12 protein-coding genes are annotated in these 12,709 nt (G+C 61.1%); 5 read left to right on the top strand and 7 right to left on the bottom strand.

What is annotated here, in order from left to right:
- Nucleotides 1-119 precede the first annotated feature (119 nt).
- From AC0J41_RS05280 to AC0J41_RS05270, 3 genes are all read left to right on the top strand, one after another.
- Entirely contained in the window at nt 120-1,196 is a 1,077-nt protein-coding gene (locus AC0J41_RS05280; protein WP_025110626.1) for a DUF748 domain-containing protein, read from the top strand.
- Nucleotides 1,197-1,417: 221 nt separating this feature from the next.
- A complete protein-coding gene (locus AC0J41_RS05275) occupies nt 1,418-2,263 on the top strand; it encodes an AAA family ATPase (RefSeq protein ID WP_025110627.1) in 846 nt (281 codons plus the stop codon).
- A 25-nt stretch (nt 2,264-2,288) separates the two neighbouring features.
- Nucleotides 2,289-3,467 (top strand): vWA domain-containing protein, encoded by a 1,179-nt coding sequence (locus AC0J41_RS05270; RefSeq protein WP_007911295.1) that lies wholly within the window; start codon nt 2,289-2,291, stop codon nt 3,465-3,467.
- A 92-nt stretch (nt 3,468-3,559) separates the two neighbouring features.
- Here AC0J41_RS05270 and AC0J41_RS05265 read toward each other — a convergent pair whose 3' ends face one another.
- From AC0J41_RS05265 to AC0J41_RS05250, 4 genes are all read right to left on the bottom strand, one after another.
- Nucleotides 3,560-4,483 (bottom strand): 5-oxoprolinase subunit C family protein, encoded by a 924-nt coding sequence (locus AC0J41_RS05265; protein WP_473014771.1) that lies wholly within the window; start codon nt 4,481-4,483, stop codon nt 3,560-3,562.
- Entirely contained in the window at nt 4,480-5,184 is a 705-nt protein-coding gene (gene pxpB, locus AC0J41_RS05260) for a 5-oxoprolinase subunit PxpB (protein WP_025110630.1), read from the bottom strand. Before pxpB ends, AC0J41_RS05265 begins: the two co-directional genes overlap by 4 nt.
- Nucleotides 5,181-5,933, bottom strand: coding sequence for a 5-oxoprolinase subunit PxpA (locus tag AC0J41_RS05255; RefSeq protein ID WP_473014770.1), 753 nt, complete (start codon nt 5,931-5,933; stop codon nt 5,181-5,183). The genes pxpB and AC0J41_RS05255 overlap by 4 nt, the downstream gene beginning before the upstream one ends.
- Nucleotides 5,934-6,011: 78 nt before the next feature.
- On the bottom strand, nt 6,012-7,298 hold the full coding sequence (locus AC0J41_RS05250) for an MFS transporter (protein ID WP_025110632.1): 1,287 nt from the start codon (nt 7,296-7,298) through the stop codon (nt 6,012-6,014).
- A gap of 158 nt (nt 7,299-7,456) precedes the next feature.
- Between AC0J41_RS05250 and AC0J41_RS05245 the strand changes: the two genes are divergently transcribed.
- Nucleotides 7,457-8,371 carry a LysR family transcriptional regulator gene (locus tag AC0J41_RS05245; RefSeq protein WP_473014768.1) on the top strand — a complete coding sequence of 305 codons (915 nt, stop codon included), beginning with the start codon at nt 7,457-7,459 and terminating at the stop codon, nt 8,369-8,371.
- Between the two features lie 49 nt (nt 8,372-8,420).
- Here the strand turns inward: AC0J41_RS05245 and AC0J41_RS05240 are convergent, their stop codons facing one another.
- From AC0J41_RS05240 to AC0J41_RS05230, 3 genes are read right to left on the bottom strand one after another with little or no spacing between them, the layout of a single operon-like run.
- Nucleotides 8,421-8,963: a DUF2937 family protein gene (locus tag AC0J41_RS05240; protein ID WP_473014767.1), complete on the bottom strand. Its 543-nt coding sequence runs from the start codon at nt 8,961-8,963 to the stop codon at nt 8,421-8,423.
- Between the two features lie 14 nt (nt 8,964-8,977).
- Complete coding sequence (locus AC0J41_RS05235; RefSeq protein ID WP_025110635.1) at nt 8,978-9,754, bottom strand: class II glutamine amidotransferase; 777 nt, start codon at nt 9,752-9,754, stop codon at nt 8,978-8,980.
- 16 nt (nt 9,755-9,770) lie between these two features.
- Nucleotides 9,771-10,268: an MFS transporter gene (locus AC0J41_RS05230; protein WP_473014766.1), complete on the bottom strand. Its 498-nt coding sequence runs from the start codon at nt 10,266-10,268 to the stop codon at nt 9,771-9,773.
- Between the two features lie 234 nt (nt 10,269-10,502).
- Here AC0J41_RS05230 and AC0J41_RS05225 point away from each other — a divergent pair, with 234 nt between their 5' ends.
- Nucleotides 10,503-12,557, top strand: a complete 2,055-nt coding sequence (locus tag AC0J41_RS05225; RefSeq protein ID WP_473014765.1) for a S9 family peptidase — start codon at nt 10,503-10,505, stop codon at nt 12,555-12,557.
- Nucleotides 12,558-12,709: the final 152 nt, after the last annotated feature.

Here is a 12,709-nt window from a genome sequence, read left to right as displayed (position 1 = left end):
CCTTATGCAGCGTTGAATTCAGCCTTCCAAGGTATGCCTGTTGCCTGGCGCAGTCCAGTCGGGTCGAACGTCTGCGTCACGCAACAGTCAATCGCTTACATCGTTCGGGAATTGCCGCCATGAAGCGTCGCTACAGCTGGCCATTAGGGATTTTCGCCGTCGTCGTTGTGTTGCTGATTGCCCTGCACATCGCCCTGCCCTACGTGGTGCGTGACTACCTGAACGACAAACTGGCGGACATGGGCGATTACCGGGGCCAGATCACCGACGTCGATCTGGCCTTGTGGCGCGGCGCCTACAAGATCAACGGGCTGAAAATCGTCAAGGTCGACGGTAAGGTGCCGGTGCCGTTCGTCAACGCGCCCGTGATCGATCTGGCAGTCAGTTGGCACTCGCTGTGGTACGACCATGCTGTAGTGGCTCAGGTGAAGTTCTTCAATCCCGAGGTCAACTTCGTCGATGGCGGGGCCAACAAGCAGAATTCCCAGACCGGTAAAGGCACCGACTGGCGCGCGCAACTGGGCAAACTGCTGCCGATTACCCTCGACGAAGTGCAGATTCATGAGGGCAAAATCAGTTTCCGCAATTTCAATTCCAAACCGCCGGTCAACATGAACGCCACCAGCGTCGAGGCCAGCATCTATAACCTGACCAACGTGGTCGACAAACAGGGCAAGCGCGATGCCCGTTTCGAAGGCAAGGCCAAACTGCTCGGCCAGGCACCGCTGGAAAGCACTGCGACTTTCGACCCGCTGAGCAACTTCGAGGACTTCCAGTTCCGCCTGCGCGCCCGCGATATCGAACTCAAGCGCATGAACGACTTCGCCTCGGCCTACGGCAAGTTTGATTTCAACGCCGGCCACGGCGACGTGGTTATCGAAGCCCAGGCGAAAAAAGCCCAGGTCAGCGGCTATATCAAACCGCTGCTGCGCGACGTCGAAGTGTTCAACTGGCAGCAGGATGTGGAAAACAAGGACAAGAGCATCTTCCGCTCAGTCTGGGAGGCCATCGTCGGCGGCTCGGAAACCGTATTGAAGAACCAGGCGAAAAACCAGTTCGCCACCAAGGTCGAACTCAGCGGCAACGTGCACCAGCAAAATATCAGCGCGTTCGAAGCGTTTTTGCAGATTTTGCGCAATGGTTTCATACAGGCATTCAATGCCCGGTATGAGCGGCCGAAGCCGGATGCAGGTTAGTTTTGACGTTTGGGCTGCTGCGCAGCCAGCGGGGATGAATCCTCGTCAGGGCGATGTTCGGCATCAGGCCGAAACCGAGTCAACATGTGACGCCCCATTCAGAGACTGAATAAGCCGTCTGCGTTCACAGTCGACCGGGCTGCGCGTTATAGTCGGTGCATCCGATTTTTTCGCCCCCGCCCTGCCCGCGCAGGTCGGCGTTACCGTTCGAGGATTAGCAGATGAAGTTCGAAGGCACCCAGGCCTACGTCGCCACCGATGACCTGAAGCTGGCGGTCAACGCCGCCATCACCCTGGAGCGGCCGCTGCTGGTCAAGGGCGAACCGGGCACCGGCAAGACCATGCTCGCCGAGCAACTGGCCGAATCGTTCGGCGCCAAGCTGATCACCTGGCACATCAAATCCACCACCAAGGCCCATCAGGGCTTGTACGAGTACGATGCGGTCAGCCGCCTGCGCGACTCGCAACTGGGCAATGAAAAAGTCCACGATGTGCGCAACTACCTGAAGAAAGGCAAACTCTGGGAGGCTTTCGAGTCCGAAGAGCGCGTCATTCTGCTGATCGACGAGATCGACAAGGCCGACATCGAGTTCCCCAACGACCTGCTGCAAGAACTCGACAAGATGGAGTTCTACGTTTACGAGATCGACGAGACCATCAAGGCCAAGAAGCGCCCGATCATCATCATTACTTCCAACAACGAGAAAGAGCTGCCGGACGCTTTCCTGCGCCGCTGCTTCTTTCACTACATCGCCTTCCCGGACCGCACCACCCTGCAGAAAATCGTCGATGTGCACTACCCGGACATCAAGAAGGATCTGGTCAGTGAAGCACTGGACGTGTTCTTCGATGTGCGCAAGGTGCCGGGCCTGAAGAAGAAGCCGTCGACCTCGGAACTGGTCGACTGGCTGAAGCTGCTGATGGCCGATAACATCGGCGAAGCCGTGCTGCGCGAGCGCGATCCGACCAAAGCCATTCCGCCACTGGCCGGTGCGCTGGTGAAGAACGAACAGGACGTGCAACTGCTTGAGCGCCTGGCGTTCATGAGCCGTCGTGGCTCTCGCTAAGCACTTGTAAGCAGGGGCCATCGTTATGCTGCTCAACCTCTTCAATGAAATGCGCGCAGCCAAGGTGCCGGTTTCGGTGCGCGAACTGCTCGACCTGATCAACGCGCTGAAACAGCGCGTGACCTTCGCCGACATGGACGAGTTCTACTACTTGTCGCGGGCGATCCTGGTGAAGGACGAACGGCATTTCGACAAGTTCGACCGCGCGTTCGGCGCCTACTTCAATGGCCTGGAAAAACTCGACGATCACTTGCAGGCGCTGATCCCCGAAGACTGGCTGCGCAAGGAGTTCGAGCGCTCCCTGAGCGATGAGGAGCGCGCGCAGATCCAGTCCCTCGGCGGCCTGGACAAGCTGATCGAAGAGTTCAAGAAGCGTCTGGAAGAACAGAAGGAACGCCACGCCGGCGGCAACAAATGGATCGGCACCGGCGGCACCAGCCCATTCGGCTCTGGCGGTTTCAACCCGGAAGGCATTCGGGTCGGCGATGCCGGCAAGCGCCAAGGCAAAGCGGTAAAGGTTTGGGATCAGCGCGAGTACAAGAACCTCGACGACTCGGTGGAACTGGGTACGCGCAACATCAAGGTCGCGCTGCGTCGTCTGCGCAAATTCGCTCGCCAGGGTGCGGCGGAAGAGCTGGACATCGACGGCACCATCGACCACACCGCCAAGGACGCCGGTCTGCTGAATATCCAGATGCGTCCCGAGCGTCGCAACACGGTGAAGCTGCTGTTGCTGTTCGACATCGGCGGTTCGATGGATGCGCACGTGAAGATCTGCGAAGAGCTGTTCTCGGCCTGCAAGACCGAGTTCAAGCATCTTGAGTATTTCTACTTCCACAACTTCGTGTATGAATCGGTGTGGAAGAACAACATGCGCCGCACCTCCGAGCGCACTTCAACCCAGGACCTGCTGCACAAGTACGGCGCCGATTACAAAGTGATTTTCATCGGTGACGCCGCCATGGCGCCCTACGAAATCACCCAGGCCGGCGGCAGCGTCGAGCACTGGAACGAAGAGCCGGGTTATGTGTGGATGCAGCGTTTCATGGAGAAGTACAAGAAACTCATCTGGATCAACCCGTATCCGAAGGACACGTGGGGCTATACCTCGTCGACCAATATCGTGAGGGATCTGATCGAGGACCAGATGTATCCGCTGACCCTTCGCGGGTTGGAAGAAGGGATGCGGTTTCTTTCCAAATAACCTTCGTTAGCAGTGATGGCCTCTTCGCGAGCAAGCCCGCTCCCACAATTGGAATGCATTCCAGTGTGGGAGCGGGCTTGCTCGCGAAGCGCTTAGCTATTTCGAAAACGCTGCAAACACTCGACGTGCTCCCGGTGCGCGACTTCCTGTACCACCGGCCTTAATCGCACCTGCGCCCCCGGCAGGCACTGCGCCAGCCGCGCCAGCGCCAACGGCGTCAACGCCCCCAACCGCGGATACCCACCAATGGTCTGCCGATCATTGAGCAAGACAATCGGCTGCCCGTCAGGCGGCACCTGCACCGCGCCCAAGGGAATGCCCTCGGAAATCATCGGCCGGCCCTGATACTGCAACGCTTTGCCCAACAGCCGAATGCCCATGCGGTCGGCGCGACTGTCGAGCGTCCACGGACTGTTGAACACATCAAACAGACTCTGCCCGCTGAACTGACCGATCTGTGCACCGAGCACCAGATCCAGCGGCGTATCGAGTTTCAGATCCGGTCGCAACGCTACCGGTACTTCACGCACCTGCAGCGTTTCGCCGCGATAGTTCAGCGTCGCCCCTTTGGTCAGCGGCAATCCCAGACCATCAAGACCACCAAGTTCTTCGCGCACCACCGTTGCACTGCTGCCCAGTACCTGCGGCGCGTCAAAGCCGCCGGGGGCCGCCAGATATGCCCGGGCACCGAGCAGCGGTTGGGTGAACCGTAACGTCTGCCCTTTGCTCAGTTTGAAACTGCGCCACGGCGCCAGCGCCTGCCCATCGATTTGCGCACCGAGATCCGCGCCGGCCAGCGCCAGCAAACAATCCTCCTGCGCAACCACGGCAAACCCGCCGAGGGTGATTTCGATCACCGGCACATCCAGGCCATTGCCCAGCAACCAGTTGGCCCAACTCATCGAACGCCAATCCGCTGCGCCGCCCTGGGTTACACCCAAATGGCGCACGCCAAAGCGTCCGGCGTCCTGCAACAAACACAGCGCTGTGCTCGCTTCAATCAACAGTCGGCTCATGCCAGCACCTCCAGCGGTGTGTCGTCGCCGCCAAGGTTGATGAATTCGGCGTGACTCACCGCTTCGAAGCGCACGGTGTCGCCGGGCTGCATCAGGCTGTAGCCGTCACGATTGCGGTCGAACAGTTTCGCTGGCGTGCGGCCGATCAGGTTCCAGCCACCAGGTGATACCACCGGGTAAGCCGCGGTCTGCCGTTCGGCGATGCCGACGCTGCCGGCCGCGACCTTCTTGCGTGGAGTGTCCAGACGCGGCGCGGCCAGTTGCTCTTCCACCAGCCCCATGAAAGCGAATCCCGGGGCAAAACCGAGGGCGAACACCTGATATTCCCGCGCGCTGTGACGGCGGATCACCTCTTCCACCGCCAGACCGCTGCGCTGCGCCAACAAGCTCAATTCGGGGCCGACACTGAGGTCGTACCAGACTGGCAACACATGGCACTGGCCGCCGGTGCGCGCATTTGGCGACAGGTCGATCAGCGCTTGCGCGATCAATTCACGGGCCTGATTCGGGCTCAGCGCGGTCAGGTCGTAATGCACCATCAACGTGGTGTAGGACGGCACCAAGTCGATCAACTGCGCGCCGAACGCTGCCCGCAGGCGCTCACTGGCGGCGAGCATCCACGGCATATTGGCTTCGGCGATTTCATCGAACAGGCGCAGCATCAGGCAGTCCAGGGCCACCACTTCAATCCGTGGATTCATGGCGCGCTCTGCTGATTCAGGGCCTCGCGAATGCGCTGCACCGCGACCACCGAACTGGCGTTGTCGCCATGTACGCACAAGGTGTTGACCTGCAGGTGCAACGCGCTGCCGTCACTGGCGACGAGGTCGCCGCCACGGGCGATGGTCAGGGCCTGTTCGATGATTGTTTGCGGATCGTGGTGCACCGCGCCCGGCAGTTGCCGCGAAACCAGTTTGCCGGCGCTGTCGTAGGCGCGGTCGGCGAAGGCTTCGAACCACAGCGTAACGCCGTATTCGTCACCCAGTTGTTGCGCCGAAGCATTGTCGCGGGTGGCCATCAGCATCAGCGGCAAGCTGCGATCGTAAGCGGCGACGGCCTGAATCACTGCGCGCAACTGCGCCGGGTTGGCCATCATGTCGTTGTACATCGCGCCGTGGGGTTTGACGTAGCTGACCCGTCCGCCCTGCGCCCGGCAAATCCCGTCGAGCGCGCCGATCTGGTAATGCAGGATGTCCTGCAGCTCTTGTGCGGAATACGCCATGGAGCGACGGCCGAAACCGACCAGATCCTGATAGGCCGGGTGCGCACCGATCTGCACGCCGTGGCTCAGGGCCAGGCTCACGGTTTTGCGCATGATGCCTGGGTCGCCAGCATGGAACCCGCAGGCGACGTTGGCGCAATCGATGTAGGGCATGACCTCGGCGTCCAGACCCATGGTCCAGCTGCCGAAACTCTCGCCAATGTCACAGTTCAATAACAGGCGGCTCACGGTAAACACTCCTGTAGCTTCTTGTCTTTCTATCCGTAGGACAAATGCCCGTTGGGCACTGCCCCCGCAGGTTATCAGTTACTGCGCATCCAGTTGCTTGCCACGGGTTTCCGGCAGGCTCAATGCCGCGAGAATCACCACCCCGTACGACACCGCAGCGAACGCGCCGATGCCCACGCTCAGCGGCACTGTCTGGCTGAGCAGGCCGATCAGCAGCGGAAACAACGCCGCCAGCGCCCGCCCGATGTTGTAGCAGAAACCCTGCCCGGAACCCCGAATTCGCGTGGGAAACAGCTCGGTGAGAAACGCGCCCATGCCGCTGAAAATCCCCGAGGCAAAGAAGCCCAGTGGAAAGCCCAGCCACAGCATCACGCCATTGCTGACCGGCATCTGCGTGTACAGCAGCACGATGGTGAACGAGCCGACGGCGAACAGGATGAAATTCTTTTTACGCCCCAACAGGTCGGTGAGATAAGCGCTGATCACGTAGCCGACGTAGGAACCGACGATCACCATCGCCAGATAACCGCCGGTGCCAAGCACACTCAAGCCGCGCTCGTTCTTGAGGAATGTCGGCAGCCACGAGGTGATCGCGTAATAGCCGCCCAGTGCCCCGGTGGTCAGCAAGGAAGCGCGGAACGTGGTGAACAGCATGCCGGGAGCGAAGATCTCGTAGAACTTTGCCGGGTTCTCCGGGGTTTGCGCAGCCTTGGCTTCGCGGTAGATCTGCGGGTCTTTCACCAGCCGACGGACGAAGATCACAAAGATCGCCGGCACGATGCCGAGGATGAACAGTGCACGCCACGCGTCTTCGGGTGGCAACAGCGAGAACAACAGCGCATACAGAATCGCCGTCAGGCCCCAGCCCAGGGCCCAGCCGGATTGCACCATGCCCACCGCCTTGCCACGGTCCTTGGCGCGAATCACTTCACCGATCAGCACCGCGCCGGCGGTCCATTCACCGCCGAAGCCGAAGCCCATCAGGGTGCGGGCGATCAACAGCTGTTCGTAGCTCTGGGCGAAACCGCAGAGGAAGGTGAAGAAGGCGAACCACAGCACCGTCAGTTGCAGGGTGCGCACGCGGCCGATGCGGTCGGAGAGAATCCCCGCCACCCAGCCGCCGATGGCCGAGGCGATCAGGGTGCTGGTGTGAATCAGACCGGCCTGCCCGGTGGTGATGCCCCACATGGCGATCAGGGTTGGCACCACAAAGCTGAGCATCTGCGTGTCCATACCGTCCAGGCCATAGCCGATCTTGCAGCTCCAGAAGGTGCGACGCTCTTGCTGATTGATGTTGCGATACCAGTCGAACGGCCCGGGACGGGCCGTACTCTTGGGGAGGTCGAGGGTGTCGGGCGCACGCATGGCAAGTCTCCGCAGGCTTTTATTGGTCTTGTTCGAAGTTCCGACGACGCCTATCGTGGGAACCGGATGCGCCGATTTTTGGGCGCGCAGCCCTGCTGCGTCCAACGAATAAAAAACCGCCTTAGGCATAAGAAAAATTTGTCACCCGAGCCGTTGCCATGAACCTGAAGTTTCTCGAGACCTTTGTCTGGGTCGCCCGGCTGAAGAGTTTTCGCCTGACCGCCGACAAGCTGTTCACCACTCAGGCCTCGATTTCCAGCCGTATCGCGGTGCTCGAAGGCGAGCTGGGGGTGAAGCTGTTTCTGCGTGATTCCCGTGGTGTCAGCCTGACGCCCGAAGGCCTGAAAGTGCTGGATTACGCCGAGCAGATGCTCGACACCATGTCAGCGTTGAAGCAATCGATCGAAACCCGTTCAAGCAAGGTCGGCCGGGTGCGCATTGGCGTGATGGACACGGTGATTCACACTTGGCTCAGCCCGTTGGTGGCGCAGATGACCGACCTGTACCCGCGAGTGGAAATCGAGCTGGTGGCGGATACTTCGCTCAACCTCTGCGATCAGTTGCAAAAAGGCTTTCTCGATCTGATTCTGCAAACCGACCTGGTGCGCCACGAGAGCGTGCGCAGCCTGGAACTGGCCAGCCATCCGCTGGGCTGGATCGTCGCGAGCAATTCGATCTACAACCGCAACTACACCGACCTTGGCGAGCTGGCGCAGGAACGGATCATCACCTACTCGAAAAACTCCCGACCGCACCAGGACCTGCTGGCGCTGATGCAGGCCAACGGCGTGCTGGCGCCACGCTTGAACTGCGTGAACTCGGTGTCGGCGATTACCCGGTTGCTGCGCGATGGCTTTGGCATCGGTGTGCTGCCGCCAGTGCTGGTGGCGGAAGAGCTGGCCCAGGGTGAGCTGATTTTGCTCGACATCGACCAGCGGCCACCGAACTTGCAGGTGGTGGTGTCGTGGCGAGTTGGCGTGGAATGGGTCGAAGAGATTGTGACGCTGTGTCAGCAGGTGCTGGGGGAATATGCACGCAAGGTCGGTGAAAATTACATCACGCTCGCCGACTGATACTGGTAGTGAGGGGATTTATCCCCTCACCCCATAGGTGGCGCAAGCCTTAAAGACCACGCACGTCGCGGTCTTCAATTGGCCGGCTCTGACGCAAACGTCGGCCGCCCAGCACCACCCAGTCAATCAGACGAATCAGGCACTCGATGCCGAACGACAGCAGCAACGCGCCGCTCATGCCCCAGATCATCGCTTCCGGAGTCAGCAGAATCTGATAGCTGTAGCCGTTCCAGGTTTCCTGGCGAATGTCCGGATCAGCGGCCAGCACCACTTGCAGGAAGCGGATATACCACGGGCCCTGCATGGCCTGGAACTGTTTATCCAGCGCAATCTGCCGGTTGAGCAAGGTGCTCAGGCTGTCGGCATCGCTGCGGAACACCGGGTCGTCGCTGGCGCGGTAATGCGCGACCAGCGCCTGCAAGTCGCCCTTGAAGAACTGCTCGGCCGTGCCCTGGAAGCCACGCAGACCGGTCTGTGCTTCGATCAGGTGGGCTTCGACGCGTTTGGCGTAATCGTTGATGAAACCCGGCACTTGGACACCGATCAACAGGCCCGCCGCAAACAACACCAGCCGTAGATAACTGAGCAACATCGAGGAGAGATCCTTTATTCGGTCGTGCCCTGGCTGACGCATTCGCCGCGTCGCCACAGGCTCCATTGGCCCGGTTCGTAACGGGTCCAGGTTTCATTTTCGGTCAAAGGCTCGGTGGCGATCACCGTGACCACGTCGTTGGGCGTGGTTTCCGCCTGGAAATCGACGATCACATCGACATCCTTCAGCCGCGCCGGGCCGAACGGTGCGCGCCGGGTGATCTGTGCCAGTTTGGTCGAGCAATAGCAGAACAGCCAGTCGCCATCGCTGAGCAGGCAGTTGAATACGCCTTTGCTGCGATATTCGGCGCAGGCGGCGACCAGATCCGGCAGCAGCACCTCTATATCGACCGGTTCCGGGAAGGCTGCACGCACACGGTTGAGCAAATCGCAGAATGCCGCTTCGCTGTCGGTGTCACCCACCGGGCGGTAGAAACTCTTGATCGGGGTGAAATCGGCGAGCTGGCCATTGTGCGCAAAACACCAGTTGCGCCCCCACAGTTCGCGCACAAACGGATGGGTGTTGGACAGACAGACCTTGCCGACGTTGGCCTGGCGGATATGGCCGATGACCACTTCGCTCTTGATCGGATAGCGCTGCACCAAATTGGCGACTTCTGACTCGCTGCTGGCGGCCGGGTCCTGAAACAGGCGCAAGCCGCGACCTTCATAGAAAGCGATGCCCCAGCCGTCGCGATGCGGGCCGGTACGCCCGCCGCGCTGCATCAGACCGGTGAAGCTGAACACGATATCGGTCGGCACGTTGGCACTCATGCCCAGTAATTCACACATGTGCGGACTCTCGGGATTACAGACGCGGCTCGACCCGCATGCGCTGCGGATTGTTCGGCAACGGCGGACGACCGTAGCGGTCATCACCGGCACCGCCGAACGGCTGATCGTCGTCGCGATCATCGGCACGGGCTGCGGCCTGGGCGGCCTCGGCCTGCGCGCGACGGGCGCGGGAGGCGCGTTCGATCGGGAAGCGGATCAACACAAAGATCAGGTAAATGCCGAACGCGATCATGCCATACATGAACAGGTCGGAAATCGCCCGCCAGGCGTTGTTGCCGACCTTGAAGGCCAGGTCCAGCGCGGTGATGGCGATCGACGGCGCGACCTTGGCCTTCACCGGGTCAATGATGGTCGGGCTGAACAGCAACACTGCCATCAGCACCCGCAGCGGTTCACGCAGCCAGCGCCACATCCAGCGGGTCAGGCGCATCCATACCAACAGGCAGCCTACAGCGGCAAAGGCGTAGAGGCCCCAGGCGATCAGATAGTCGTTCTCGGTCATGGTGTCCATGGCAAGGCAGGCAAAGAGGCGCTTATAGTAACGACTTTTCGCCCGCCAGGCTTGTCCCAATGCCAGACGGCCAGCTGCCATCCCTGTAGGAGCGGGCTTGCTCGCGAAAGCGCTGTCTCAGCCAAATAAATATTTACTGACAGGACGCCTTCGCGAGCAAGCCCGCGCCCACAGGATCTACAGTGGTTTCACGAGCGGCGACCACCATTTCCGAACATTGTCCGAGAGCCTTCCATGCCCCAATCCGCCAACGTCAACAGCGCCCCGTTCGCCCACAAGGCTGCCGGTGCCGACCCGTATGCCTGGCTGCAGGAACGCGACACCGACGCGGTGCTCGACTACCTCAAGGCCGAAAACGCTTATCAGGAAGCGCAAACCGCTGATCAGGCCTCCCTGCGCGAAAGCCTGTTCGAAGAGATCAAGGGCCGGATCCTCGAAACCGACCTGTCCCTGCCCTCGCCGTGGGGCCCGTACCTGTATTACACGCGCACCACCGCTGGCGACGAATACGCCCGCCATTACCGCTGCCCGCGTCCCGCCGACGACAGCCTGACCCTCGACGAGAGCCGCGAGCAATTGCTGCTCGACCCGAACGTGCTGGCCAACGGCGGCTTTTTCTCCCTCGGCGCGTTCAGCATCAGTCCCGACCACCAGCGTCTGGCCTACAGTGTCGACGCCTCGGGTGATGAGATCTACACGCTGTTCGTCAAGGAACTGGCCAGCGACAAGGTCAGCGAACTGGAGTTCGAGGACTGCGACGGCAGCATGACCTGGGCCAACGACAGCCTGACGCTGTTTTTTGGCGTGCTCGACGACACTCACCGCCCGCACAAACTGTTTCGCTACCGCCTCGACGGCACGGCGGCCGAAGAGGTGTTCCACGAGCCGGACGGGCGTTTCTTCCTGCATTGCTACCGCGCAAGCTCCGAGCAGCAGTTGCTGCTGACCCTGGGCAGCAAGACCACCAGTGAAGTCTGGGCGCTGGATGCCCATCAGCCGCATCTGCCCTTCACCTGCCTGGCGCCACGGGTCGAGGATCACGAATACGACGTCGACCACGGCATGCTCGATGGCGCGTGGACATGGTTCATTCGCACCAACCGCGACGGCATCAACTTCGCCCTGTACCAGGCACCGGACAGCGGCGTCGCGCCGAGTGAAGCCGACTGGCAGAACCTGATCCCGCACAGCGACACGGTGATGCTCGACGGCGTGACCCTCAACGCCGAGGCCATGACCCTGAGCCTGCGCGAAGGTGGCTTGCCGGTCATCGAGGTTCACCCGCAAGGCCTGACGCCGTATCGCGTGCAATTGCCGGACGCGGCCTATAGCCTCTATGTGCAAAACAGCCTGGAGTTCGAGAGCGACCGCATCCGTCTGCGCTACGAAGCGTTGAACCGTCCGGCGCAGGTGCGCCAGTTGAGGCTGGCCACCGGCGAGCAAACCGTCCTGAAAGAGACCCCGGTGCTTGGCCCGTTCGACGCCGACGCCTACGTCAGCCAACGCCTGTGGGCCACCGCACCGGACGGCACGCAGGTGCCGATCAGCCTGGTGATGAAACGCGAGATGGTCGGCAAAGCGGTGCCGCTGTACTTGTACGGTTACGGCGCTTACGGTTCCAGCCTCGACCCGTGGTTCTCCCACGCACGCCTGAGCCTGCTGGATCGCGGCATGGCCTTCGCCATCGCCCACGTACGTGGCGGCGGTGAGCTGGGCGAGGCCTGGTATCGTGCCGGCAAGCAGGAACACAAGCACAACACCTTCAGCGACTTCATTGCCTGCGCCGAATTCCTGATCCTCAACGGCATCACTACGCCCGAGCAGCTGGCAATCAGCGGCGGCAGCGCCGGGGGCCTGCTGATCGGCGCGGTGCTCAACCAGCGCCCGGACCTGTTCGGCGTGGCGATTGCCGAAGTGCCGTTCGTCGACGTGCTCAACACCATGCTCGACCCGGACCTGCCGCTGACCGTCACCGAGTATGACGAGTGGGGCAATCCCGAAGAGCCGCAGGTTTATGAGCGGATCAAGGCCTATGCGCCGTACGAAAACGTCACCGCGCAGGCCTATCCGGCGACGCTGGTGATCGCCGGCTACAACGACAGCCGCGTGCAGTACTGGGAAGCGGCCAAGTGGGTGGCGAAACTGCGTGCGACCAAAACCGACGACAACCTGCTGCTGCTCAAGACCGAACTGGGTGCCGGACACGGCGGGATGAGCGGGCGTTATCAGGGATTACGTGACGTAGCGCTCGAATATGCATTTGTATTCAAGGTTTTGGGGCTGGCCTGAGGAACTCCGTCGGTCACTTGGGTCTTAATTCCAGACCCCGGTGGTCGATACACCACAGATCCCCTTTGTGGGAGCGGGCTTGCTCGCGAAGGCGTCCGGTCAGTCACGACTGATATTGGCTGACCCACCGCCTTCGCGAGCAAGCCCGCTCC

It is taken from the genome of Pseudomonas sp. Arb-4-2C (assembly GCF_055755015.1).
This window is presented reverse-complemented; position numbering and strand designations above follow the sequence as displayed.

What these genes read in the sequence shown, in the direction of transcription:
- AC0J41_RS05280 (WP_025110626.1), top strand. Translation starts at nt 120, where the DNA reads ATGAAGCGTCGCTACAGCTGGCCATTAGGGATTTTCGCCGTCGTCGTT.
- AC0J41_RS05275 (WP_025110627.1), top strand. Translation starts at nt 1,418, where the DNA reads ATGAAGTTCGAAGGCACCCAGGCCTACGTCGCCACCGATGACCTGAAG.
- AC0J41_RS05270 (WP_007911295.1), top strand. Translation starts at nt 2,289, where the DNA reads ATGCTGCTCAACCTCTTCAATGAAATGCGCGCAGCCAAGGTGCCGGTT.
- AC0J41_RS05265 (WP_473014771.1), bottom strand. Translation starts at nt 4,483, where the DNA reads ATGAGCCGACTGTTGATTGAAGCGAGCACAGCGCTGTGTTTGTTGCAG.
- pxpB (WP_025110630.1), bottom strand. Translation starts at nt 5,184, where the DNA reads ATGAATCCACGGATTGAAGTGGTGGCCCTGGACTGCCTGATGCTGCGC.
- AC0J41_RS05250 (WP_025110632.1), bottom strand. Translation starts at nt 7,298, where the DNA reads ATGCGTGCGCCCGACACCCTCGACCTCCCCAAGAGTACGGCCCGTCCC.
- AC0J41_RS05245 (WP_473014768.1), top strand. Translation starts at nt 7,457, where the DNA reads ATGAACCTGAAGTTTCTCGAGACCTTTGTCTGGGTCGCCCGGCTGAAG.
- AC0J41_RS05240 (WP_473014767.1), bottom strand. Translation starts at nt 8,963, where the DNA reads ATGTTGCTCAGTTATCTACGGCTGGTGTTGTTTGCGGCGGGCCTGTTG.
- AC0J41_RS05235 (WP_025110635.1), bottom strand. Translation starts at nt 9,754, where the DNA reads ATGTGTGAATTACTGGGCATGAGTGCCAACGTGCCGACCGATATCGTG.
- AC0J41_RS05230 (WP_473014766.1), bottom strand. Translation starts at nt 10,268, where the DNA reads ATGGACACCATGACCGAGAACGACTATCTGATCGCCTGGGGCCTCTAC.
- AC0J41_RS05225 (WP_473014765.1), top strand. Translation starts at nt 10,503, where the DNA reads ATGCCCCAATCCGCCAACGTCAACAGCGCCCCGTTCGCCCACAAGGCT.